Origin of the sequence: Rhodococcus sp. NPDC127593, from assembly GCF_042671975.1 — a bacterium.
GTDB lineage: Bacteria > Actinomycetota > Actinomycetes > Mycobacteriales > Mycobacteriaceae > Rhodococcus_F.
On sequence record NZ_JBHXWI010000011.1, the window covers coordinates 124,683 to 146,838 of the forward strand.

Consider the following 22,156-nt stretch of genomic DNA (forward strand, 5'->3'; position numbering starts at 1 on the left):
CGTCGGCGGTCTCGTCCTCGACTATCTCGTCGGCCTGGGAGTCCTCGGCAACGTCGTCACCGACGGTTTCCGCGGCTTCGGTGCCCTCGTCGGCAGCCTCGACATCCACTTCGGCTGCCGCCTCGGCAGAAACACGCTCTTCGGCCAAAGCCTCATTCGTGTCGTTCTCGGGGGTGCTCACTGGGGCACTCGCTTCCTCTCGTCACTCACATACTTCGGATCCACCGGGGCGGATTCCGTCAACCGAACAACCAGGTGACGCCTTTGATGACCGCCAGATCCAACACGCCGATGAACGTCACCATGAACACCACGAATACCAGGACGACGCTGGTGTAGGTGATCATCTGCTTGCGATTGGGCCAGATGACCTTGCGCAGCTCGGCGATGACCTCGCGGAGGAACCGGCGCAGGCGCTTGAAGATGTTTTCCTTGCGCGGTTTGTCGGCGCGATCCTTCTTCGCCGGCTTGACCTTGGTGGTCGTGTCCGACTTCGACAGTTCCGGTGACTTCACGGAACTCGCGGCGACCTCGGCAGCTGCCGGCGAACGACGGCCCTGGCGCTTACCGCTGGGCTTGCCCGAGGGAGTGGCGGAACGCGTGGTGGCGTCGGCCGCGGTGTCGTCGGCACCGTCCGGGCGCGTCGACCCTGAAGTGTCGCCGTCGCGCTTGGCGCGCTCCTCGCTCACGTCGTTCCTCTCAGTCGCTGGCATCCGGGGGCAGGGGCGACAGGACTTGAACCTGCAACCTGCGGTTTTGGAGACCGCTGCTCTGCCAGTTGAGCTACGCCCCTTTGGTCGGGAGACCTGGTCCGAAACTAGCCTCGGACCAATTCTTGACCGACCTCTCTGTGATTACATGACACGCGCGCCACCCTTGCCGGCCGTACAGCACCGTAGGGCAGCGCGCAGCGCTGAGTAATCCCAGAAATCTCAGTGTACTTCAAAGCCCCGGAACAAACCCAATCCACCCGGCTGTCAGGCCAGACGGACCGTTGCGGTGGCGCGGCCGAAGATCTTCTTTCCCTCGGAACGCGCCACGATCGCGACTACTGCTGTCTTGCTTTCCTCGTCGAGCGACTTCACCTTACCGGTGTACTCGACCTGCGCGGCCTCGTCCTCACGGACGTAGACCGAGCTCGTGAAACGAACGTTGTATTCCTTGACCGCACCCGGATCGCCGAGCCACGACGTGACGAAGCCGCCGCCGAGACCCATGGTGAGCATTCCGTGCGCGATCACATTGTCCAGACCGGCGAGCTTGACGACCCCGTCGCTCCAGTGGATCGGGTTGGGATCGCCGGACACGCCCGCGTAGTTGACCAGGTCGCCACGCGTGAGCTTCACGATGCGCTCGGGGAGTTCTTCCCCCACCGAGACGTCCTCGAACTTACGAAGCGCCATGCATGATCACGTCCTTGACTGCGTGAGCGATGTTCTCGTCGACCTCGCCACCGGTGCGCGCGACGAGCGTCGTCCATGTGGTCTGAACGAGCTCGTCGTACTGGTCGGTGACGATGTTCTTGGTGACGATGATGTCGCTGCCGCCCATCTGACGGAACGACTCCAGGTACACGTCACAGACCAGACGGTCGCCGACCTTGATCGGCTTGTGGAACTCGAGCCGCTGGTCGGTCTGGAGAATCTGACTCGGATCGTAGCCAGTGACGATCTCCTTGAAGAGACGTCCCTGGGCGATGATGCCGACGAGCGAGATGAACGTCAGAGGAGCGAGGAGTCCGTCGTAGCCGAGGCCTTTCGCAGCTTCCTCGTCGTGGTGAGCGGGATGCCAGTCCTGCACGGCACGCGCGTACTCGCGCACCTTCTCGCGTCCGACCTCGTAGAAGTCGTCGACGCGGTAGTGGTGCCCGACCATCGCCAGTGCGTGCGCGGCAGGATCAGCAGGAACAGCCTCGGGCACGTATGCCTCTGTCTCCGTCACAGTGTCAGTCACGCGAAAGAACCTCTTCTACCCTTGACGTCAGCGCGTGAGGGCAGCCTAGAGGACTCCCTTCGCGAGCGCAGTCCTAGTTCCGGACCGTGTTACTTGGACTCGCGATGCGACTGGTGAGTTCCGCAGTTCGGGCAGAACTTCTTGATCTCCAGGCGATCGGGGTCGTTGCGCCGATTCTTCTTGGTGATGTAGTTGCGGTGCTTGCATACCTCGCAGGCCAAAGTGATCTTGGGCCGAACGTCAGTCGAGGAGGCCACGGGATGCCTTCTTTCGGGTGAATCTGATTACGAGCAATCAGGGTGGATCATGCATATTGTGTAGCGGTGACCGGACTTGAACCGGCGACGCAACGATTATGAGTCGTTTGCTCTACCAACTGAGCTACACCGCCTCGGTGTCGAGTGTCGCGCACTCGGCGCTCCACTTCAATCCAGCGAGCCCCCTAACGGAATCGAACCGTTGACCTTTTCCTTACCATGGAAACGCTCTGCCGACTGAGCTAAGGGGGCGTGCTTCGCTCGCACATCGCTGCGCGCTGAAGCCTTGACGAGATTACACAGAGTTCGCGTCCAGAACCAAATTGCCTGGTCACCGGCTTTCGCATGTCGCTGCAACCGACAGTTCGGGTGGGCAGCCCACGAAGGTCGGGGCGCCGGCCAGGCACCCGGTCTCGTCCCCGAACGACAGAACCCCGGTGAGCTGTCGCTCACCGGGGTTCTGTGTGTGGCAGATGTAGGATTCGAACCTACGTAGGCATAAGCCGACGGATTTACAGTCCGCTCCCATTGGCCGCTCGGGCAATCTGCCGGGTTGCACGAGGAGCGCGAAATCTGTGCGAAATCGCTCTCCGCTGCGGAAAGAAGAATACAACGAACGGCCCCCCGTTTTGCAAACCGGGTGGATACGGGCGGTTGCGAACCGATAGCGTCGAATCTGCTCGCCGGCATTCGGCGGGCGCCCGGCCGGGTCGCGGCGGGGAGAACTAGACGAAACCGGGAGTGTGAAGTGGCTGATTCGTCCTTCGATGTGGTGAGCAAGGTGGAGCGTCAAGAGGTGGACAACGCCCTGCATCAGGCCGGCAAGGAGCTGTCGACCCGGTTCGACTTCCGGAACACGGGAGCATCGATCGAATGGTCCGGCGAGGAAACCATCACCCTGACGGCCGACACCGAGGAGCGACTGCTCGCCGCCCTGGACGTCTTCAAGGAGAAACTGATCCGGCGTGACATCTCCCTGAAGGCGTTCGACGCAGGCGAGCCGGCGCAGTCCGGAAAGATCTACAAGCTGTCGGGCAGCCTCGTCCAGGGCATCACCACGGAGAACGCCAAGAAGATCACCAAGAAGATCCGCGACGAGGGCCCCAAGGGCGTCAAGGCGCAGATCCAGGGTGAGGAACTGCGGGTGAGCAGCAAGAAGCGTGACGACCTGCAGGCCGTCATCTCCCTGCTGAAGGGCGAGGACTTCGGGATCGCGCTGCAGTTCGTGAACTACCGGTAGGCGCTCCGCACCCGTGCGCCTTTCTGGTTGCAGGAACGACCAGAAAGGCGCACGGGCGGCGAAGCCGCCTACATGCCCGCCATGCGCTCGAGACGCTCGATCCGCTCGGCCATCGGCGGGTGGGTGGAGAACATCCGGCTCATCTTCTCGCCGGTGCGGAACGGGTTGGCGATCATCAGATGCGACTGCGCGGCGAGCTGAGGCTCCGGCGGCAGCGGTGCAGCCTGAGTGCCCTGCTCCAGCTTCCGTAGCGCGGACGCCAGCGCCAGGGGGTCGCCGGTGAGTTCTGCACCCGACTGGTCGGCCTGGTACTCCCGGGACCGCGACACCGCGAGTTTGACGACGGTCGCGGCGATGGGCCCGAGCAGCGCCACCAGGAGCAGCGCGATCGGGTTGGCGCCCTGTCCCCCGCCGCGCCCGCCGAACATGTTGGCGAACATGGCGAAGTTCGCGAGTCCCGACACGACGGCGGCCATGGCGCCGGCGACGGAGGAAATCAGGATGTCGCGGTTGTAGACGTGCGACAGCTCGTGTCCGAGCACGGCCCGCAACTCTCGTTCGTTGAGAATCTGCAGGATGCCGCTCGTGACGCACACCGCGGCGTGGCGCGGACTGCGCCCGGTGGCGAAAGCGTTGGGCGCGGAGGTGGGGCTGATGTAGAGCCGCGGCATCGGCTGGTGCGCGGTGGTGGCCAGTTCCCGGACGATGCGGTAGATGACCGGCGCCTGCACCTCGGTGATCGGCTGGGCGTGCATGGCCTTGAGTGCCATCTTGTCGCTGTTGAAGTACACGTACGCGTTCATTCCCACCGCGAACACGATCGCCAGCAGCAGGATGGTGGGGTTGCGGAACAACGCGCCGATGAACACGATCAGCGCCGACATGCCGACCAACAGAACCAGAGTCTTCGCCCCGTTTGCGTAGCGCACGTCACGCCTTCCTTGCCGTTGTCACCCGATCAGGTCGCCCGAGTTTCGGGATCTTGATCATTCAACGAAACACGGTGGCGGGACGGTTCCCGGTCGGACAACGAGAATCGGGTGAAGACGAGTCAGGTACTGACGATACGGCTCAGCCGACGCGCTCGATCGTGTAATCGACGAGCTTCACGAGGGCGTCGTTGGCGGGGCCCTGCGGCAGCTCGGCGAGCTGCGCGCGTGCCTGGACCGCGAACTCCTCCAGCTTGGCCTTGGCGGCGGCCATGCCGGGTGACCGTTCGAGGAGCGCGAGCGCCTCCGCGACGTCGTCGTCGTTGGTGACGGGTCCGTCGAGGAGCACCCGGAGGCGATCGGCGTCGGGTCCGTCGTCGCGCAGCGCGTACAGGACGGGCAGCGTGTGGACACCCTCGCGCAGGTCGGTTCCGGGGGTCTTGCCGGACTGCGCGGACACCGAGGAGATGTCGATGATGTCGTCGGAGATCTGGAAGGCGGTGCCCACGGCGTCGCCGAGTCGTTCGAGCCGCTTCACGTGGTCGGCGTCCGCGCCGGAGAAGGTGCCGCCGAAGCGCCCGCACGCCGCGATGAGCGAGCCCGTCTTCTCCCACACGACCTTGAGATAGTGCTCGACCGGATCCTGTTCGCCGCGAAGTCCGATCGTCTCGCGCATCTGGCCGGTGACGAGTTCGGCGAACGTCTCGGCGATGATGCGCACCGCCTCGGGACCGAGGGTCGAGACGAGACGGGACGCGTGCGCGAACAGATAGTCGCCGGCGAGGATCGCAACGCTGTTGCCCCACCGCGAGTTCGCACTGGGTGCACCGCGGCGCATCGACGCCTCGTCCATCACGTCGTCGTGGTAGAGCGTGGCGAGGTGGACCAGCTCGACGACGGTGGCCGCCGTGACCACCGACGGGTCGGAGGCCTTCGGTCCGAGCTGGGCGGTGAGCACCGTGAACAGCGGACGGAAACGCTTGCCTCCCGCCTTCGCGAGATGCAATGCGGCCTCCGTGAGGAAATCCTCCCCGTCGGAGAGCTCACTGACCAGCAGTTCCTCTACTTGCTTCAGTCCTTCACGGACCGTGGCAGCGAGCTGCGGGTCGCCGAGATCGATCCCGGCGACCGTAGTGCCCACTACAGCGTCGGCAGCGGTGTGTGCTGCGCCCTCGGTGCTCACGTTCTCAGTACCCATCCTGTCGTCAGTGACGGCTCGGTTCCCGCGCCGTCGGTGGCGGCTCGGCTACCACGGTAGTGAACCTAGCGGTTCCACCGCCCGTCGGCCTCGCCGCGGTCGCATAGCGAAGCCTGACAGGATGTAGGTGTGGTCGCAGCAGAACAGTCCCCCGCGGGATCCCCGCATCCCACCGCCACCGATGTCCTGGTCATCGGTGCTGGTCCGGCCGGTTCCTCGGCTGCCGCGTGGGCGGCGCGCGCGGGACGTGACGTGGTCCTCGCCGACGCGGCGGTGTTCCCCCGCGACAAGACGTGTGGCGACGGACTCACCCCGCGTGCCGTCGCCGAACTCGACCATCTCGGTCTCGGCGACTGGGTGCGGTCGAAGGGGACCAACCGCGGGCTGAGGCTCAGCGGGTTCGGCCACGAGCTCGAACTCGAGTGGCCGGGCAGGTCGTTCCCGGCCGTCGGCAGCGCGGTGGCCCGCACCGAACTGGACGACAGGATCCGCGCCACCGCCGTCGACGCCGGAGCCGTCATGGTGCAGGGTGCCAAGGCGATCGGGGTCGAACGGGACGGCGACCGGGTGACGGCGGTGACCCTGAAGACCTCCGACGGAACCCATACCATCGGCTGCCGGACGCTGATCGTCGCCGACGGCGTCCGGTCCACGCTGGGCAAGCAGCTGGGTCGCGAATGGCACCGGGACACGGCCTACGGTGTGGCCGCCCGCGCCTACATCGCCACCGATCGCAGCGCCGACCCGTGGATCACCTCGCACCTCGAACTGCGGGACGATGCGGGGACGCTGCAGTCGGGCTACGGCTGGGTGTTCCCCCTCGGCACCGGAGAGGTGAACATCGGCGTCGGCACCCTCGCCACCGCCAAACGTCCGGCCCCGGGTGCGCTGCGACCGCTGCTCGACCTGTACACGGCACAGCGCCGCGACGAGTGGAACTGGGACGGCGAGCTGCGCGCGGTGGCGTCGGCGTTGCTGCCGATGGGCGGTGCGGTGTCCCACATCGCAGGCCGGAACTGGGCGATCATCGGCGACGCGGCGGCGTGCGTGAATCCGCTGAACGGCGAGGGCATCGACTACGGGCTCGAAGGCGGACGCCTGATCGCGGAGATCCTCGACGCCGACGACCTGACGGAGCTGTGGCCCTCGATTCTCCGGGAGCGGTACGGCCGGGCGTTCTCCGTGGCGCGGCGACTCGCCGGACTGCTGACCGTCCCCCGGGTTCTGCCCACCTCCGGTCCGGTGGCGATGCGGTCCCGGGCGCTGATGACCGTCGCGGTCCGGGTCATGGGCAACCTCGTCACCGAGGAAGACAGCGACCTCACCGCCCGCGCGTGGCGGGCATCCGGGCTGCTGTCGCAGAAGGTCGACTCGCGACCGCTGTTCGGCTGACGTTCAGCGGGTGGCGCGGTGCAGGGCCACCACACCGCCGGTGAGGTTGCGCCACTGCACGTTCCGCCACCCGGCGGCCTCGATGCGCAGCGCGAGTTCCTGCTGGGTCGGCCAGGCGCGGATCGACTCCGCGAGGTACACGTAGGCGTCGGGGTTACTGCTGACGGCGCGCGCGACCCGCGGCAGCGCCTTCATCAGGTACTCCATGTAAACCGTGCGGAACGGCCCGAACACCGGGGTCGAGAACTCGCTCACGACGAGGCGGCCGCCGGGCTTGGTGACGCGGGCGATCTCGCGGAGACCGGCGTCGAAGTCGGAGACGTTGCGCAGTCCGAAGGAGATGGTCGCGGCGTCGAACGCGGCGTCGGCGTAGGGCAGGTGCATCGCGTCGCCCGCGACCATCGGGACGTGGCGTCCACTGCCGGCCTGCAGCATCCCCTTGGAGAAGTCGGTGGCCACACACCACGCACCCGACCGTCCGAGTTCGACGGTCGACACGCCGGTTCCCGCCGCGAGGTCGAGAACGCGCTCCCCCGGCTTCAGTGCCAGGGCCGAGCGCGTCGCCTTGCGCCAACTGCGGTCCTGACCGAACGACAGGACCGTGTTGGTGAGGTCGTAGCGCTTCGCGACGCCGTCGAACATCGACGCGACCTCGTGCGGATCCTTTTCGAGCGACGCCCGCGAACCGTGTGTAGTTGCCACGCCCGAAACGCTACCAACCGCGCCCGCCGCCGATGTCGGCGCCGGGCGCGGTGGCGTGGCGGTCACTTCTTGGAGACCCGCACCAGCTTCTTGTTGACAAATTCGTCCATCCCCCACGGACCGAGTTCGCGGCCCACGCCGGAGCGCTTGACGCCACCGAACGGCAACCCGGGAAGCGTCGTGCCGTGTTCGTTGACGAAGGCCATGCCGACGTCGAGCCGGTCGGCGACCTCACGTGCCCCGTCGAGGTCGGTGCTCCACACCGAACCGCTGAGACCGTAGGAGGAGGAGTTGGCGAGTTCCACGGCTTCGTCGGCGGTGGCGACCTTGTAGACGACGCCGACCGGGCCGAACAGTTCCTCGCTGTACGCCCGCATCTCGGGGGTCACGTCGACGAGCAGAGTCGGTTCGACGTACGAGCCGGGGCCGTCGATCTTCTTCCCGCCGGCGAGGAGCGTCGCGCCCTTGGCGATGGCGTCCTCGATCTGCTCGATCAGCGAATCCGCGGCGCTCTGCGAGGACAGCGGCCCGAGGACGGTCTTCGCGTCGAGCGGATCGCCGGTCGGGGTGGCCTTGAACGACTCGGCGAGCTTCGAGACGAACTCGTCGTAGTTCGGCTCGGTCACGATGAATCGCTTGGGCGAGTTGCAAGCCTGGCCCGCGTTGGACAGGCGGGCACGGGTCGCGGTCTTGACCGTGGCGTCCATATCGTTGGTGTCGAGGACGACGAACACGTCGGACCCGCCGAGTTCGAGCACCACCTTCTTGAGGTTGCGGCCCGCCGTCTCGGCGACGCTGGTCCCGGCCCGCTCGCTGCCGGTGAGGGAGACACCCTGGACACGCGGATCCGCGATCATGTCGGCGATCTGCTCGTTGGTGGCGAACACGTTGATGTACGCATCCTCGGGGAGACCGGCCTGCCGGAAGATCTCCTCCATCAGCAGCGCCGACTGCGGACAGTTCGGGGCGTGCTTGAGCAGCACGGTGTTGCCGAGCATGAGGTTCGGCGCCGCGAAACGGGCGACCTGGTAGTACGGGTAGTTCCACGGCATCACGCCGACGAGCGCACCGATCGGCCTGCGGTAGACCACGGATTCGTCCGCGCCCGGCACGTCGAGTCGTTCCGCCTCGAGCAGTGCGGGGCCGTTGTCCGCGTAGTAGCGGTAGATCGCCGAGGAAAGCTTGACTTCGCCTTTGGCCTCCCGGACGGGTTTGCCCATCTCGAGGGCGATCATCCGCGCCAGTTCGTCTTCACGCTCCGCGTAGAGATCGGCGGTTCGGCCCAGAATCCGGGCGCGTTCCTCGGCGGGGGTCGTCCGCCAGTCGAGATATCCGCTGTGGGCGCGGGAGAGCGCCGACTCCACACCTGCATCGTCCAAGGTCGTGAATTCCCGGACGGTTTCACCGGTCGCGGGATTGACAGTCTTGTACTTCGCCATACTCCGGGCAACCACGAGACGGCCTCTCGAATTCCCCACCGGTATCGATCCGGTGGTCAGGCCGCTCGGGACTCGCGAAAGTCCTGCCCGCCCACAACCGCCGCGTAGTGGCCCAGCAGCTCGTCGCAGATCGCGGGCCACGTGCGGTGCAGCACCGACTGCCGGGCTGCCTCCCCGAAGCGGGCCCGCATGCGGCGGTCGCGCAGTGCGTCGACGGCGCTCGGCAGCAGTTCGCCGAACCGGTCGACCGGGAGCAGGTAGCCGTTGCGGCAGTGCGCGACCAGATCGCGCGGTCCGCCGGCATCCGGTCCGATCACCGGCACCCCGCTGGACAGCGCCTCCTGTACCGCCTGGCAGAACGTCTCGTGCTCGCCCGGGTGGACGAAGACGTCCAGGCTCGCGTAGGCCTCCGCGAGCTCCACACCGCCGAGTTGGCCGGTGAACACCGCATCGGGCATCAACCGGTGCAGGCGGGCGCGCTCCGGGCCGTCGCCGACGATCACCAGCCGGACCCGCTGGTCGTCTGCGAGTGCGGCCAGCCGCTCGACGTGCTTCTCGGGTGCGAGCCTGCCCACGAATCCGACGACCAGCCGGTCCGAGCCGCCCAGCCAGGAGTCCCGCAAAGCGGTGCTGCGGCGGGACGGCGCGAATCGGGTGGTCTCCACGCCGCGGGCCCAGCGGTGGACCCTCGGAATCCTCTGCTCGGCGAGTGCCTCGACCGCCGACGTGGACGGCGCGAGGGTGCGGGTGCAGCCTCTGTGGATGCGACGCGTCCAGGCCCACGCCGCGCGGCTGGTGATGCCGAGGCCGTAGCTCTCGGCGAAACCCGCCACGTCCGTCTGGTACACCGCGACCGTGGGGACGTCGAGCCGGTGGGCCGCACCGAGCCCGCCGGCACCGAGGAGGAACGGTGACGCCAGATGCACGACGTCGGGGTCGAACGCCCGCAGCGCGGCGGTGAGTCCGGGCTGCGGCAGACCCACCGGGAGCGAGCTGACCTTCGGCACCATCACCGCGGGCACCCGGTGGACGGGCACGCCGTCGTGTTCGGTCGGCGCGGACGTCTGCGATCCCACCGTGTCCGGGGCGACGACCATCGCCTGGTGTCCGGTGCGCTGGAGGTGGTCGAGGACCCGCAGCACCGAGTTGGTCACACCGTTCATGTTGGGAAGAAACGATTCCGCGACGATGGCTACTCTCACGCGCTCAGCGTGGCAGTGCTCGTAGTCACAGCAGCGAGATCGACGTGACGGTCGCGCGAAGTTCCGGGAAACTCAGGATGACACTGCCGGCGAGGGCTCTGCCGAATTCTCCCGCCGCCGCAGGTACCAGATCACCGGTCCCGCGATCAGCCAGGTCACGACGATCAGCGAACCAGCGGGGACGACGGCCACGCTGGCGTCGCGGCCGGACACCCGCACCAGGTCGGGGTCGCTGCGCGCGTACTCGACGTCGATCCGCTGCCCCACCGTGAGCTTGGTCGGGTACAGCACGCCGAGTTCGGGGTTGTGCGTCACCCCGTCCGGCGTGACGAAGCTGATGGCCGACCGCAGCGACCCCGCCGACAGCACCTCTGCGGTAGCCACGCCCCGGTCGGATTGGATCGTGTGGTCGTTGCGCCAGGCGGCCAGGACGAGGAGCACGGCCAGGATCGAGATGCCGATCGCCGTCACCAACACCCCGCGCCGGACACGCCGCGTCACTTTCGCATTCACAGTTGTGCCCGCACCGCGGCGTGCAGTTCGCGCAGCCCGGAACGTTCGGTGGTCACCTCGAGCACCCGGATTCCGCGGTCGCCGGGCGCTTCGGGCGCGCTCAGCCGCGTCGACAGCTCACCCAGACCCACCAGATGATGCTCCACCCGGTAGGCGGCGCACAGTGCGGCGAGATCCATACCGTGCGGAGTACCGAAGACCCGCTCGAACACCCCCGCGTACTGCGGATCGCCCTGCTCGAGCAATTCGAAGATGCCGCCACCGTCGTCGTTGGCGACCACGATCGTCAGGTCCCGGGGCCGCGGTTCGCCCGAGCCGATGAGCAACCCGGACGCGTCGTGCAGGAACGTGAGGTCGCCGAGCAGGGCCACCGTCCGCCCCTCCTCGTAGGCCAGGGCCGCCCCGACGGCCGCGGACACGGTGCCGTCGATGCCGGCGACACCCCGGTTGGACAGCACCCGGATCTTCGGTGCGGGATAGCTGACGAGTGCCGCGTCACGCACGGGGTTGGACGCCCCGAGCAGCAACTGGTCACCGTCGGTGAGGGCGTCCATGACGGCGGCCGCCACGTGCAGCCCCGTCGACTTCGGGTGGGCGGCGAGTTGCGCGCGCACCGCCTTGTCGGTGTGTTCGGACAGCGTGCGGCACCGGTTGATCCACGCCCGGTCGGGCTCACCGGACACGACGGCGCGGGTGCCGGTGGCCAGCACGTTGCCGGACACGTCGGGCCAGCGGGGGCCGGTGGTAAGCGCGTAGACGGCCACCGCCGGATCGGCGAGGACCTTCGACACGGACCGGTGGAGCGTGGGGCGTCCGGTGATGACGGCCTGCCGCGGTTTGAGCTGCGGCAGCGCCATCGGATGCACCGGAATGCCGTGCAGTGGCGCGGTCGGCTCGGCGACCGTCGGCAGTCCGGCGAGTTCCGACCGGAGCGCAGACCCGTGCCCGGAGATCACGATGGTGTCGGGGGTGATGTCGAGGTCCATCGGCACGTCGAGCGTCGCGTGCTGGGTGGTGGTCCACGCCGCCCCACCCGGCCGTCCCTGCGGGACCGGACCCTGCGCGTGGACGTCGGGAACGAGCGGTTCCCGGAGCGGGATGTCGAAGTGCACGGGACCGGCGTTGCCCGACCTCGTGCCGCGCGCCGCGGCGAGGACCCGGCACACGGCCGAACGCCACTGGCTGTTCTGCCGGGCGTCGTCCTCGGCCAGGCCCAGGCTGATGGTCGCGCGCACCTGGCTGCCGAACAGTCCGAGTTGCTCGATGGTCTGGTTGGCGCCCGTGCCGAGCATCTCGTACGGACGGTTGGCGCTGAGCACCACGAGCGGCACCCGGGCGTAGTTCGCCTCGAGGACCGCGGGTCCGAGATTGGCGACCGCGGTGCCGGACGTCATGACGATCGGGACGGGGCGCTTGCCGGCCACGGCCAGGCCGAGCGCGAGGAATCCCGCGGTGCGTTCGTCGATGCGCATGTGTAGACGCAGCCGGCCCTCGAGATCGGCGGCCTGCAGGGCGAACGCCAGCGGCGCGTTGCGCGAACCCGGGCAGAGCACGACCTCGCGTACTCCCCCGCGGACCAGTTCGTCGACGACCGCGGTGGCTTGTGCAGTGGACGGGTTCACGACATCAAGAGTGTCAGATACTCCGGCAACCCTGTCCGGCGACCTCGCCGGGTGAGTTCACGGCCACATCGCGGGCGCTGACACCATGAACGCATGCGCACTCTCTTCGATCCCGCCGAGCTTCCCCCACACCGCATGTATCAGGTGCTGACCGCTTCGATCGTGCCCCGGCCGATCGCGTGGGTGTCCACCGTCTCGGCGGACGGGGTGGCCAACCTGGCCCCGTACAGCTTCTTCTCGGTGTCCAGCACCCACCCGCCGGTGGTGCAGTTCACCTCGGTCACCCGCAAGGACAGTCTCCGCAACATCGAGGCGACGGGAGAGTTCGTGATCAACCTGGCGACGGAGCCGCTGATGTCGACGGTCAACGCCAGTTCCGCCACGTACGACAGCGACGTCGACGAGTTCGCCGCGCTGGGCATCGACACCGAACCCAGCGAGCGGGTCCGTCCCGTCCGGGTCGCGGGTTCGCCGGTCGCCATCGAATGCACCCTGCACCAGGTGATACCTGTCGGTGACTCGTTCGTGGTGATGGGCGACGTCGTCACGGTCGCGGTGCGGCCCGAGGCGCTCGCCGACGACGGACTTCCGGACTTCGCGGAACTCGCCCCGCTCAGCCGCCTCGGCCGCAACGAGTGGGGCCTGCCGCCGAAGGTCGTGATGCGCGACCGCCCTCGTCGCCCCGAATAACAGATCGATTGGTTAGGCTTACCTGACAAAATCGCACCGCTACCCGGGGGAGTAACCAAACGCCATGGCTCAACGCAGCAAGTTCGTCAAACCTCAGAGTCGCCGGATCGCGTCCGCTCGAGTCGTCGCGGGCAAGCAGATCAGCCCGAACTTCGTCCGCGTCACGATCGCGGGCGAAGAACTCGACTCCGTCAGCCCGATGGGGTTCGACCAGTGGTTCCGGATGTTCATCCCCCAGCGGGGACAGAGCACGCTGCGGCTTCCGACCAGCGCGAGCAACCTCTGGTACGCCCAGTACAAGCTGATGTCCAAGGACACCCGGCCGGTCGTGCGCAACTACACGATCCGCGAGATCCGCGTGGCGGGATCGGGAACGTTCGGCGACACCACCGAGATCGACATCGACTTCGCCTCGCACGGTGACCTCGGTCCCGCATCGGCGTGGGCGGACGCGGCTGCGGCCGGTGACGAGGTGGCGATCCTCGACGAGGGCCTGATCTACAACCCGACGCCGGACGCCGAGTGGCAGCTGCTGGTCGGTGACGAGAGCGCCCTTCCCGCAATCGTCGGGATCCTGCGATCGGCACCGCGGGACCTGCGGGCCGAAGTGTTCGTCGAGATTCCCGATGCCGAAGACGCGCAAGATGTTTCGGTGGGTGACGGCGTGAACGTGCACTGGCTGGTGCGCGAGGACGCCGATGCCCGTCCGGGAGTGCTCGCGTTGAACACGGTGAAACAGGCGGAACTGCCGACCGGGCCGTCCTATACGTTCGTCGCCGGCGAGAGCGAGTTGACGACGGCGTTGCGCCGCCACCTCGTGAACGAGCGCAGCATCCCGAAGTCGAACATCTCGTTCACCGGGTACTGGCGCCACGGCCACGCTGCCAACTGACCACAGGTGAGTGGCACGGCACGCCTGGGCGCGCCGTGCCACTCACCTGGGTTCTCAGTTGGCGTGCTTCTGAACGAGGGCGCCCAGACGCGGAAGTGCCTCGATCACATTCTTCTTCGCCGACGGACGCAGCGACGAGTACACCTTCTTGACAGCACCGCGGTCGCTGCCCTCGATACGCTCGTCGGTCACACCGAGGAGCGAGTCCGAGACCTCGTCGCTACGCGCGACCAGGTACTCGGAGAATCCGGCCTCACCACTGACGGTGAAGGCCTGCCAGTACGGCTCGAGCTTGGCGACGAATGCCGGCAGCAGGCCCTCGATGGCGTCCGGCACGATCGACGGTCCCACCTTCTTGACGGCGCCGTATCCACCCTTGAGTGCCAGTCCCGAGGCCCCCGACTTGTCCGAAACCTCCGCGTCGATGAGAGCCTGGACGTCTGCGATGACCGCAGGAACGCGCGACTCGTCGAGCAGGGTTTCGTTCAGAGCTGCAACCACTTTCAATGCCTCCGTATTGACTGAGCGATCAGGTCCGGCCAGACACTATACGAAAAACCGGACTCCGCGTTGTTCGAGCAGGCCATGGCACCGGCGCGTCCGCTCGATCCACCAGCGTGAACGCTCCGCGGACGCGGCGAGAGCCGCGACGCGTTCGACGTCGGGTACCACCGCTTCGACGGTGAGCTCGCCGTCGACGGGTTCGCGGGCACGGGCCACGTCCGCCTCGAAGAGTCCCCCGGTACCCAGGCCGCACGCGAACTGCAATTCGGTGAGGGCTGCGGCAGCGGCGACACCGGCGGCGATGCCGACAGCGGTGTCCAAGGCGCTCGACACGACCACCGGCACACCGTACGACGACAACTCGTCCGCGAGCGACAGCAGCCGCCGCATCCCCCCGAGCGGGGCGACCTTCACGACGGCCACATCGGCACCGCCTGCCCGCACGACCTTCAGCGGATCCTCGGCGCGCCGGATGCTTTCGTCGGCGGCCACGCGCACGTCGGGCATCCGCCTGCGGACCTCCACCAATTCGGGCACACTCGCGCACGGCTGCTCGGCGTATTCGAGCGGACCGTCCGCGGTCAGTGCCCGCAGCGCGGTCTCGGCCTCGTCGACCGACCATCCCCCGTTCGCGTCGACGCGCACGTTCGGAACGAGTGCGCGGACCGCCCGCACCCGCGCGACGTCGTCGTCGAGGGTCTGACCACGTTCGGCCACTTTCACTTTCGCGGTCCGCGCCCCGGGGTAACGGTCGAGCACGGCGGGCACCCGGGCGGCGTCGACGGCAGGGACGGTGGCGTTGATCGGCACCTGCGTGCGCACCGCGGGCGGCGGCCCCAGCCAGGCGTCCTCGATCGCCGACTGCAACCAGTGCGCCGCCTCGTCGTCCGCGTACTCGGGGAACGGCGCGAACTCGCCCCACCCTGCGGGACCGCGCAGCAGCAACGCTTCTCGCGTCGTGATGCCGCGGAACCGCATGCGCATGGGCAGACTCACCACGACGGCGTCGGCCAGGACCTCCTCCACGGAGGGCAGGGATGTCACGGGGTCAGGGCTGCCCGGGCAGCAACTGGAGCATGAGGGCCTCGCAGTCGGCGAGCAACGTGTCGTCCTGCATCAACCGTGCGGTGATGAACGTCTTGCGCCCCTCCACGCGGTCGACGCTGCCCTCGACGGTCAGACGCGTGTCGAGCGGGGTGATCGCGCGATAGTTCACGTGCAGGTAGGCGGTGCGACTGATGGGCCGACCGTACGCGTGGACGATCATGCCCATCAGGTCGTCGAACAGCAGCGGCAGCGTGCCGCCGTGCGCGGCGCCGTTGCCACCGAGGTGGTAGCGCCGGAACATGCCCACGCTGCGCACCCCGTCAGGCCCGAACTTCTCGATGGTCCACGGCGGCATGAGGAGACTCCCCCGGCCCGGCAACTCGATCGTGCGGCCCGCCGGCGACCGCCCCTCGGGAACGACGTGCGGTCCGAGCAGTTCGGCCAGCTTCTCCACCTGGTCCGCGGCCTGCGTGAGCACGTCGTCCGGGGCGTCGACCGACACCGCGAGGTCCTGCAACGTGCGCATTCCCTCGACGAACCGCGCCCAGTCCGGACCGGGTGTCACCGGCTCGTACTTGGGGAACCCGCCGTGGTGCTCGTACTCGTCGTCGCCCTTGCCGTCGAGACGGGTGACGTCGGCAGCCTGTTCGCTCATACCTGCACGGTAAACCCGGGCAAACCCGTGCGCGCGCGGACACCCGCCGACGGCACCCGATAACCTCGGAGCCGTGACTTTCAACCCGCAGCACTGGCGACCGGTTCCCGGTTTCGAGAACCTGACCGACATCACCTACCACCGGCATGTCACCCAGGGAATCGTCCGGGTGGCGTTCGACCGTCCCGAAGTGCGCAACGCCTTCCGCCCGCACACCGTCGACGAGTTGTACCAGGCGCTCGACCACGCCCGGATGACGTCCGACGTGGGCGCCGTGCTGCTCACCGGCAACGGTCCGAGCCCCAAGGACGAGGGCTGGGCGTTCTGCTCCGGCGGCGACCAGCGCATCCGCGGACGCAGCGGATACCAGTACACCGAGCAGGATGCGACCACCGGCCGCGCCGGCGAAACCGCGGACACCGTCGACAAGGCCCGCGCCGGACGTCTCCACATTCTCGAGGTCCAGCGGCTGATCCGGTTCATGCCGAAGGTCGTCATCTGCCTCGTCAACGGCTGGGCCGCGGGCGGCGGTCACAGCCTGCACGTGGTGTGCGACCTGACGCTCGCCAGCCGCGAACACGCCCGTTTCAAGCAGACCGACGCCGACGTCGGCAGCTTCGACGGCGGATACGGCAGCGCCTACCTCGCCAAGATGGTCGGCCAGAAGTTCGCCCGCGAGATCTTCTTCCTCGGTGAGACGTACACCGCGGAGGAGATGCACCAGATGGGCGCCGTCAACAAGGTCGTCGACCACGCCGAACTCGAGGACGTCGCGATCGACTGGGCCACCAAGATCAACGGCAAGTCCCCGCAGGCGCAGCGCATGCTCAAGTACGCGTTCAACCTGCAGGACGACGGTCTCGTCGGTCAGCAGCTGTTCGCCGGCGAGGCAACCCGCATGGCGTACATGACGGACGAAGCCGTCGAGGGCCGCGATTCCTTCCTCGAGAAGCGCGAACCCGACTGGACGCCGTACCCCTGGTATTTCTGACGCGGCCCGCATCCCGTACTTCTGAGGTCCCCTACGTGTACTCGACCGCCATGCGGTCGATGGTGCCGTTGAACGGGAACGGCGCCCGGTCGTAGTAGTCCAGCGACACCGGGGAACCGAGGCAGGTGCCGACGTCGAGACAGTCGTTGGCTGTGAACAGCAACGGCACGCTCACCGGCACCTGCCCCTCCCCGACGACACTGCCGTCGACACAGAGCTTCACGTTCAGCGGGCCGCCGGGCCGCGCCTCGACGAACTCCGTGACCACCTGCACCGTGCGGGTGCCCGGCGGGATCGGCACGGTCGAACGAATCTTGGTGCGCATCAGGATGAACAGGTTGTACTCGAAACAGAGGTAGCCGTCGTCGACGAAGCACGTGAGTCCGCCGGCGTTGCTTCCCAGTGCGTAGAGCACTCCGCTCGGATTCTCCGGCGCCGAGAGGTCGAGGGTGACCCGGTTGTTCTTGTTGCCCAGCGCGGGAGCGCAGAACTCGGGCATGCGGATCGTGTCGCCGGAGAACTCCCAGCTCGTGTACGGCGTCGTGATCCGCTGTTCGGGATGCAGTGCGATGACCCACAGCCCGCCGCCGACCGGGAGCGCATTGTTCTTCGCGGCCTCGATCGCGAACAGTTCCCGCAGTTGCGCCAGCTTCTGCGGATGCTGCTCGGCGAGGTCCCGGTTCTGGGTCCAGTCCTCGTCCAGGTTGTAGAGCTCCCACACGTCGTCGTCCGGGCTCCAGTCGCGGATGCCACCGGGCACACCCGCCGCCCAGGGTGCGCGTGGCCCGAACGCGGACGCCATCCAGCCGTCGTGGTAGATCGCCCGGCTGCCCATGATCTCGAAGTACTGGGTGAGCTTTCCCCCTGTCGCGCCGGGTTCGACGAGCGTCTGCGCGAAGCTGGCGCCGTCTACCGGGTCCTGCGGAACACCGTTCACCGTCCGCGGCGGGGTGATCCCGACGATGTCGTACAGCGTCGGCATCACGTCGTTGCAGTGCAGAAAATGCGTGCGGGGTGTCGGGTCGGGGGTCACCTTCGCCGGCCACCGCACGACCATCGGGTTGCGGGTGCCACCGAGATGGGACGCCAATAGCTTCATTCCCTTGTACGGCGCGCTGCCCGCCCACGCCCAGCCCGCGTGATACATGTTGTCGGTCTTCGGCGACCCCAGGACGTCGAGACCACCGAGTTGTTCGAGGGCCGCGATGTGCTGCGCCGGTGTCGTGGGAATGCCGTTCTGCGCCAACAGTTCACTGATCGTGCCGTTCTGCCCCTCACCGGACGAGCCGTTGTCGCCCCAGATGTACAGGATCAGCGTGTCGTCCCGGTACCCCAAACGGTCCAGCTCGTCGAACAGCCTGCCCACCTGGACGTCACAGTGCTCGGCGTACCCGGCCGCGACCTCCATCAGCCGACGCTGGAAGGGCTTCTCGTCCTCGGGAATGTCGTCCCACGCGGCCATCGTCGGATCGCGGTCGGTCAGCTCCGCTTCGGGGGGAATCCAGCCCTTCTCCTTCGCCCTCGCGAAGACCCGCTCCCGGTAGGCATCCCAGCCGTCGTCGAACTTCCGGGCGTACTTGTCGGCCCACGGTTTCATGATGTGGTGCGGTCCGTGCAGGCAACCGCTGGCCCAGTACATGAAGAACGGCTTGTCGGCGTCGAACGCCTTGTGCCTGCGCAGCCAGCCGATGGCGTCGTCCGCGAGATCCTCACTGAGGTGGTACCCCTGCTCCGGGGTCTTCGGGGGCAGCACCACCGTCGTGTTACGCACCAGGTTCGGCTCGTACTGCGACGCCTCGCCGGCGAGGAATCCGTAGAAGTACTCGAACCCGAGACCCGTCGGCCAGTTGTCGAACGGACCGGCGGCGGTGGTCTCCTCGGCCGGCGTGTTGTGCCATTTCCCGAATGCGGCAGTGCTGTACCCGTACTGGCGCAGGACCTCGGGCCCCGTCGCACTCGACCGGGGGATGTGGCCGGAGTAGCCGTCCCAGTCGTTGGCCAGCTCGGCGATCTGCCCGTTCCCCACGCGATGGTGGTTGCGGCCGGTCAGCAGCGACGCCCGGGTCGGCGAACACATTGCGGTCGTATGGAATCGGTTGTACCCGACACCGTCCTGCAACATCGCGTCGAGCGTCGGGGTGTTCACCTCACCGCCGAGGCCGCTCGGCAGACCCGGCCCGGCGTCGTCGATGAGGACGATCAGAACGTTCGGGGCGTCGTCGGGGAGCCTCCGCTTCTTCGGATGGGGGCTGTACACCGACTCCTGCATCGTCCGGCCGGCGATGCTTCCCGACGGCGTCGGCGGAAATGGTAACGATTCGCCGCCCGGCATCGGCTCGCCTGTCACGCTCGAACTCATGGCCCAGTCCCCTCGTCGTCCGACGCTGTCGATCCAGTCCAGCACCGGGCGGTCACGCACGAGTAGACCCTCGGAGGGTGAAATACGCGGGCGGATTCGTCGCCTCGGCAGGAGAGGGCACGCGGCGTCTCCGATTCGGGCACACTGACCCACATGAGCATCGACCGCGAGCTCCCCGCACCGGAACATCGTCGTCCGCCCGGAGTGAGTGACGACACCGTCGCCGCGCTCGGAAAGTTGTCGGAGGCCCTCGAAACGGTCGAGCGTGCCCGCGGGCACCTCTACTCGTTCCATCAGCTGATCGGACACGCCGATCTTCAGCTCGGTGAAGCCGTCGACGCGCTGCGGGACGCCGGACACGCGGCCGTCGCGGACCGGGTGCAGTCCGAGCTCGTGGGCCGCAACGTCGTCGAGGGCCGGTGGACGTTCCAGCTCGTCGAGGAGTTCGACGACCACTACTGGTCGCCGCTGCGCGAGCACGAACGTGGCGCACGTCACGAACTCGCCGACGGACGGCGGCACCTGTTCGAGGCGGAGATGAAGGAAGATCGACGCACACACGGCCGGACGGGACACGAAGCCCGGCCCGGCGAAGGAGGGTGACGGGTGGAGATCCTCAGCAGCAGGACGATTCTGCGGCCGCGCGACTACACGACGACGCTGAGCTTCTACCGCGACATCCTCGGGCTCGCCACCGCTCGCGAATACCCCGGGGGCACGGTGTTCTTCGCCGGTCAGGGCCTGATCGAGGTTGCCGCGCACGGTGGAACCGGCGAGTCGTCCTCCTTCGACGGCGCCCTGTGGCTGCAGGTTCGCGATCTCACCGCAGTCCAGACCGAGCTGGTTCTCGCCGGGGTGAAGATCGACCGCGAGGCCCGGCAGGAACCGTGGGGGCTGTTCGAGATGTGGATCGCGGACCCCGACGGAATCCCGATCGTTCTGGTGCAGATCCCGGAGGATCACCCCATCCGCCGCGACCTCCGGCCGAAGGGTGAGAACTGACGGGAGGCCATACGCAGGAGTGATTCTGTACACCGGACGTCAGCTGTACATTTTCGGTTGAAATCCGCACAATCTGGGTGTGACCGCAGAGCTCGTAGTTCTCCTGGTGGTAGTCGTCACCGCCCTCGCATTCGACTTCACGAACGGCTTTCACGACACCGGCAATGCAATGGCCACCTCGATCGCGACGGGAGCTCTGCGACCCAAGGCCGCTGTCGCGCTCTCCGCATCGTTGAATCTGGTCGGCGCGTTCCTGTCCGTGGAGGTTGCGGCGACTGTCGCCAAGGGCGTGGTGAACCTGGGAGAAGTGGGCGGCGAGGATCTGCTGCTCATCGTGTTCGCCGGCCTGGTCGGCGGCATCATCTGGAATCTGGCGACGTGGCTGCTCGGCCTGCCGTCGAGCTCTTCCCACGCACTGTTCGGCGGACTGATCGGTGCCGCCATCGCGTCCATCGGCATGAGCGGTGTCGAGTGGGGTGGCGTGCTCAGCAAGGTCGTCGTTCCCGCCGTCCTCGCCCCCGTGGTCGCAGCACTGGTCGCCACCGCGGGCACCAAGCTGGTCTACCGGATCACCTCCGGCGTGCCGGAGGACACCAAGGAACACGGATTCCGCATCGGTCAGATCGGTTCCGCGTCCCTGGTGTCGCTGGCCCACGGAACGAACGACGCCCAGAAGACGATGGGCGTGATCTTCCTCGCACTCGTCGCACACGGATCCCTGTCCGCCGACGACGAAATGCCGTTCTGGGTGAAGCTCAGTTGTGCGATCGCCATCGCGCTCGGCACCTATCTCGGCGGCTGGCGCATCATCCGCACGCTCGGCAAGGGACTCGTCGAGATCGCCGCTCCCCAGGGCATGGCCGCGGAGTCTTCGTCCGCCGCCATCATCCTGACGTCCAGCCACCTGGGACTGCCGCTGTCCACGACACACGTCGCGACCGGTTCCATCCTCGGCACCGGGCTCGGCCGCAAGGGCGCCGAGGTTCGCTGGGGCATCGCCGGACGCATGGCAGTCGCATGGCTGGTCACACTGCCGTCCGCGGCGATCGTGGGAGCCGTGTGCTGGGTCATCGCGCACGTGATCGGCGGTCTGCCCGGTGTTCTCGTCGTGTTCGCCGCCCTGATCGTGCTCGCCGGGTTCATGTACCTGCGCTCCCGCCTGCAGCCGGTGACGTCCGGCAACGTGAACGCCGAGTGGGAGTCGGGCGAGGCCCACGTTCCCGCCGAACCCACCGAGCCGGGAGTGGCCGAGACCGCGGACTCCGCCGGTCCCGCCACGAACCGCTGAGGGGCTCGCCATGACATTGCTGACCACCACCATCCACTCGCTCTGGCAGGTCATCCTCGTCGGTCTGCTGTTCGGTGCCGGCCTACCCGCGATTTTCGCGCTCGGCCTGCGGTCGCTCGGCGGCACGGACACCGGTGAGGGAGTCTCGCAGCCGACCGTCGCCGGCCGGATCGGCGCCTGGGCCTGCTTCGCCGTGGTGCTGATCGCGATCATCACTGGGATACTTCTCTTGATGCAGGGCTTTTTGGCCGGCAGCTTCGGTATCCACATCTTCTGAGCGG

24 protein-coding genes, 4 tRNA genes and 1 pseudogene are annotated in these 22,156 nt (G+C 67.5%); 9 read left to right on the forward strand and 20 right to left on the reverse strand.

The window, feature by feature from the left end; genetic code table 11:
* From ACFVJ3_RS12625 to ACFVJ3_RS12665, 9 genes and pseudogenes are all read right to left on the reverse strand, one after another.
* Positions 1 to 181 (reverse strand): annotated as a pseudogene (locus ACFVJ3_RS12625) (transcription termination/antitermination protein NusG); the annotation flags it as partial.
* Between the two features lie 58 nt (positions 182 to 239).
* On the reverse strand, positions 240 to 689 hold the full coding sequence (gene secE, locus ACFVJ3_RS12630) for a preprotein translocase subunit SecE (protein ID WP_378452363.1): 450 nt from the start codon (positions 687 to 689) through the stop codon (positions 240 to 242).
* A 31-nt stretch (positions 690 to 720) separates the two neighbouring features.
* Positions 721 to 793: transfer RNA gene (locus ACFVJ3_RS12635), tRNA-Trp, on the reverse strand.
* 184 nt (positions 794 to 977) lie between these two features.
* Entirely contained in the window at positions 978 to 1,403 is a 426-nt protein-coding gene (hadB, locus tag ACFVJ3_RS12640; protein ID WP_378452364.1) for a (3R)-hydroxyacyl-ACP dehydratase subunit HadB, read from the reverse strand.
* A complete protein-coding gene (gene hadA / locus ACFVJ3_RS12645) occupies positions 1,390 to 1,953 on the reverse strand; it encodes a (3R)-hydroxyacyl-ACP dehydratase subunit HadA (RefSeq protein WP_009474668.1) in 564 nt (187 codons plus the stop codon). The genes hadB and hadA overlap by 14 nt, the downstream gene beginning before the upstream one ends.
* An 89-nt stretch (positions 1,954 to 2,042) precedes the next feature.
* Positions 2,043 to 2,210: a 50S ribosomal protein L33 gene (gene rpmG / locus ACFVJ3_RS12650; RefSeq protein ID WP_005252089.1), complete on the reverse strand. Its 168-nt coding sequence runs from the start codon at positions 2,208 to 2,210 to the stop codon at positions 2,043 to 2,045.
* A 61-nt stretch (positions 2,211 to 2,271) separates the two neighbouring features.
* A tRNA-Met gene (locus ACFVJ3_RS12655) sits at positions 2,272 to 2,344 on the reverse strand.
* A gap of 45 nt (positions 2,345 to 2,389) precedes the next feature.
* Positions 2,390 to 2,462 (reverse strand) — tRNA-Thr (locus ACFVJ3_RS12660).
* Positions 2,463 to 2,677: 215 nt separating this feature from the next.
* Positions 2,678 to 2,760 (reverse strand) — tRNA-Tyr (locus ACFVJ3_RS12665).
* Positions 2,761 to 2,958: 198 nt separating this feature from the next.
* Between ACFVJ3_RS12665 and ACFVJ3_RS12670 the strand changes: the two genes are divergently transcribed.
* Entirely contained in the window at positions 2,959 to 3,450 is a 492-nt protein-coding gene (locus tag ACFVJ3_RS12670) for a YajQ family cyclic di-GMP-binding protein (RefSeq protein WP_005252088.1), read from the forward strand.
* Positions 3,451 to 3,518: 68 nt separating this feature from the next.
* On the opposite strand, the gene htpX is transcribed toward ACFVJ3_RS12670, so the two are convergent.
* Positions 3,519 to 4,379, reverse strand: a complete 861-nt coding sequence (htpX, locus tag ACFVJ3_RS12675; protein WP_378452365.1) for a zinc metalloprotease HtpX — start codon at positions 4,377 to 4,379, stop codon at positions 3,519 to 3,521.
* A gap of 142 nt (positions 4,380 to 4,521) precedes the next feature.
* On the reverse strand, positions 4,522 to 5,577 hold the full coding sequence (locus tag ACFVJ3_RS12680) for a polyprenyl synthetase family protein (RefSeq protein WP_378452366.1): 1,056 nt from the start codon (positions 5,575 to 5,577) through the stop codon (positions 4,522 to 4,524).
* 129 nt (positions 5,578 to 5,706) lie between these two features.
* Here ACFVJ3_RS12680 and ACFVJ3_RS12685 point away from each other — a divergent pair, with 129 nt between their 5' ends.
* Positions 5,707 to 6,969, forward strand: coding sequence for a geranylgeranyl reductase family protein (locus ACFVJ3_RS12685; protein ID WP_378452367.1), 1,263 nt, complete (start codon positions 5,707 to 5,709; stop codon positions 6,967 to 6,969).
* Between the two features lie 3 nt (positions 6,970 to 6,972).
* Here ACFVJ3_RS12685 and ACFVJ3_RS12690 read toward each other — a convergent pair whose 3' ends face one another.
* The 5 genes from ACFVJ3_RS12690 to menD all read right to left on the reverse strand — a co-directional run bounded on the left by ACFVJ3_RS12690 (position 6,973) and on the right by menD (position 12,447).
* The gene (locus ACFVJ3_RS12690; RefSeq protein WP_378452368.1) at positions 6,973 to 7,671 is read right to left on the reverse strand and encodes a demethylmenaquinone methyltransferase; all 699 of its coding nucleotides are present in this window, start codon (positions 7,669 to 7,671) and stop codon (positions 6,973 to 6,975) included.
* A 62-nt stretch (positions 7,672 to 7,733) separates the two neighbouring features.
* Positions 7,734 to 9,110, reverse strand: a complete 1,377-nt coding sequence (locus ACFVJ3_RS12695; RefSeq protein WP_378452369.1) for an NAD-dependent succinate-semialdehyde dehydrogenase — start codon at positions 9,108 to 9,110, stop codon at positions 7,734 to 7,736.
* Between the two features lie 56 nt (positions 9,111 to 9,166).
* Positions 9,167 to 10,312, reverse strand: coding sequence for a glycosyltransferase family 4 protein (locus tag ACFVJ3_RS12700; protein ID WP_378452370.1), 1,146 nt, complete (start codon positions 10,310 to 10,312; stop codon positions 9,167 to 9,169).
* A 72-nt stretch (positions 10,313 to 10,384) separates the two neighbouring features.
* Positions 10,385 to 10,825, reverse strand: coding sequence for a DUF3592 domain-containing protein (locus tag ACFVJ3_RS12705; protein ID WP_378452371.1), 441 nt, complete (start codon positions 10,823 to 10,825; stop codon positions 10,385 to 10,387).
* On the reverse strand, positions 10,822 to 12,447 hold the full coding sequence (menD, locus tag ACFVJ3_RS12710) for a 2-succinyl-5-enolpyruvyl-6-hydroxy-3-cyclohexene-1-carboxylic-acid synthase (RefSeq protein ID WP_378452372.1): 1,626 nt from the start codon (positions 12,445 to 12,447) through the stop codon (positions 10,822 to 10,824). Before menD ends, ACFVJ3_RS12705 begins: the two co-directional genes overlap by 4 nt.
* Before the next feature lie 93 nt (positions 12,448 to 12,540).
* Between menD and ACFVJ3_RS12715 the strand changes: the two genes are divergently transcribed.
* Together ACFVJ3_RS12715 and ACFVJ3_RS12720 are read left to right on the forward strand one after the other, a co-directional pair.
* The gene (locus tag ACFVJ3_RS12715) at positions 12,541 to 13,137 is read left to right on the forward strand and encodes a flavin reductase family protein (RefSeq protein WP_378452373.1); all 597 of its coding nucleotides are present in this window, start codon (positions 12,541 to 12,543) and stop codon (positions 13,135 to 13,137) included.
* Between the two features lie 64 nt (positions 13,138 to 13,201).
* Complete coding sequence (locus tag ACFVJ3_RS12720; protein ID WP_378452374.1) at positions 13,202 to 14,029, forward strand: siderophore-interacting protein; 828 nt, start codon at positions 13,202 to 13,204, stop codon at positions 14,027 to 14,029.
* 54 nt (positions 14,030 to 14,083) lie between these two features.
* On the opposite strand, the gene ACFVJ3_RS12725 is transcribed toward ACFVJ3_RS12720, so the two are convergent.
* Genes ACFVJ3_RS12725 through ACFVJ3_RS12735 form a run of 3 tightly spaced genes read right to left on the reverse strand, consistent with a single transcriptional unit; the run spans position 14,084 to position 16,235 of the window.
* Entirely contained in the window at positions 14,084 to 14,530 is a 447-nt protein-coding gene (locus ACFVJ3_RS12725) for a DUF6918 family protein (RefSeq protein ID WP_378452375.1), read from the reverse strand.
* A 45-nt stretch (positions 14,531 to 14,575) separates the two neighbouring features.
* Complete coding sequence (locus tag ACFVJ3_RS12730; RefSeq protein ID WP_378452376.1) at positions 14,576 to 15,577, reverse strand: o-succinylbenzoate synthase; 1,002 nt, start codon at positions 15,575 to 15,577, stop codon at positions 14,576 to 14,578.
* A 4-nt stretch (positions 15,578 to 15,581) separates the two neighbouring features.
* Entirely contained in the window at positions 15,582 to 16,235 is a 654-nt protein-coding gene (locus ACFVJ3_RS12735) for a PaaI family thioesterase (RefSeq protein WP_378452377.1), read from the reverse strand.
* A 73-nt stretch (positions 16,236 to 16,308) separates the two neighbouring features.
* Between ACFVJ3_RS12735 and ACFVJ3_RS12740 the strand changes: the two genes are divergently transcribed.
* A complete protein-coding gene (locus tag ACFVJ3_RS12740) occupies positions 16,309 to 17,226 on the forward strand; it encodes a 1,4-dihydroxy-2-naphthoyl-CoA synthase (protein ID WP_378452378.1) in 918 nt (305 codons plus the stop codon).
* A gap of 31 nt (positions 17,227 to 17,257) precedes the next feature.
* On the opposite strand, the gene ACFVJ3_RS12745 is transcribed toward ACFVJ3_RS12740, so the two are convergent.
* Positions 17,258 to 19,645, reverse strand: a complete 2,388-nt coding sequence (locus tag ACFVJ3_RS12745; protein WP_378452379.1) for an arylsulfatase — start codon at positions 19,643 to 19,645, stop codon at positions 17,258 to 17,260.
* Positions 19,646 to 19,738: 93 nt separating this feature from the next.
* Between ACFVJ3_RS12745 and ACFVJ3_RS12750 the strand changes: the two genes are divergently transcribed.
* The 4 genes from ACFVJ3_RS12750 to ACFVJ3_RS12765 all read left to right on the forward strand — a co-directional run bounded on the left by ACFVJ3_RS12750 (position 19,739) and on the right by ACFVJ3_RS12765 (position 22,152).
* Entirely contained in the window at positions 19,739 to 20,188 is a 450-nt protein-coding gene (locus ACFVJ3_RS12750) for a hypothetical protein (protein WP_037233459.1), read from the forward strand.
* Between the two features lie 3 nt (positions 20,189 to 20,191).
* Positions 20,192 to 20,587, forward strand: coding sequence for a VOC family protein (locus ACFVJ3_RS12755; protein ID WP_378452380.1), 396 nt, complete (start codon positions 20,192 to 20,194; stop codon positions 20,585 to 20,587).
* Positions 20,588 to 20,666: 79 nt separating this feature from the next.
* Positions 20,667 to 21,875 carry an anion permease gene (locus tag ACFVJ3_RS12760; protein ID WP_378452381.1) on the forward strand — a complete coding sequence of 403 codons (1,209 nt, stop codon included), beginning with the start codon at positions 20,667 to 20,669 and terminating at the stop codon, positions 21,873 to 21,875.
* Between the two features lie 10 nt (positions 21,876 to 21,885).
* Positions 21,886 to 22,152, forward strand: coding sequence for a hypothetical protein (locus tag ACFVJ3_RS12765; RefSeq protein WP_378452382.1), 267 nt, complete (start codon positions 21,886 to 21,888; stop codon positions 22,150 to 22,152).
* Positions 22,153 to 22,156: the final 4 nt, after the last annotated feature.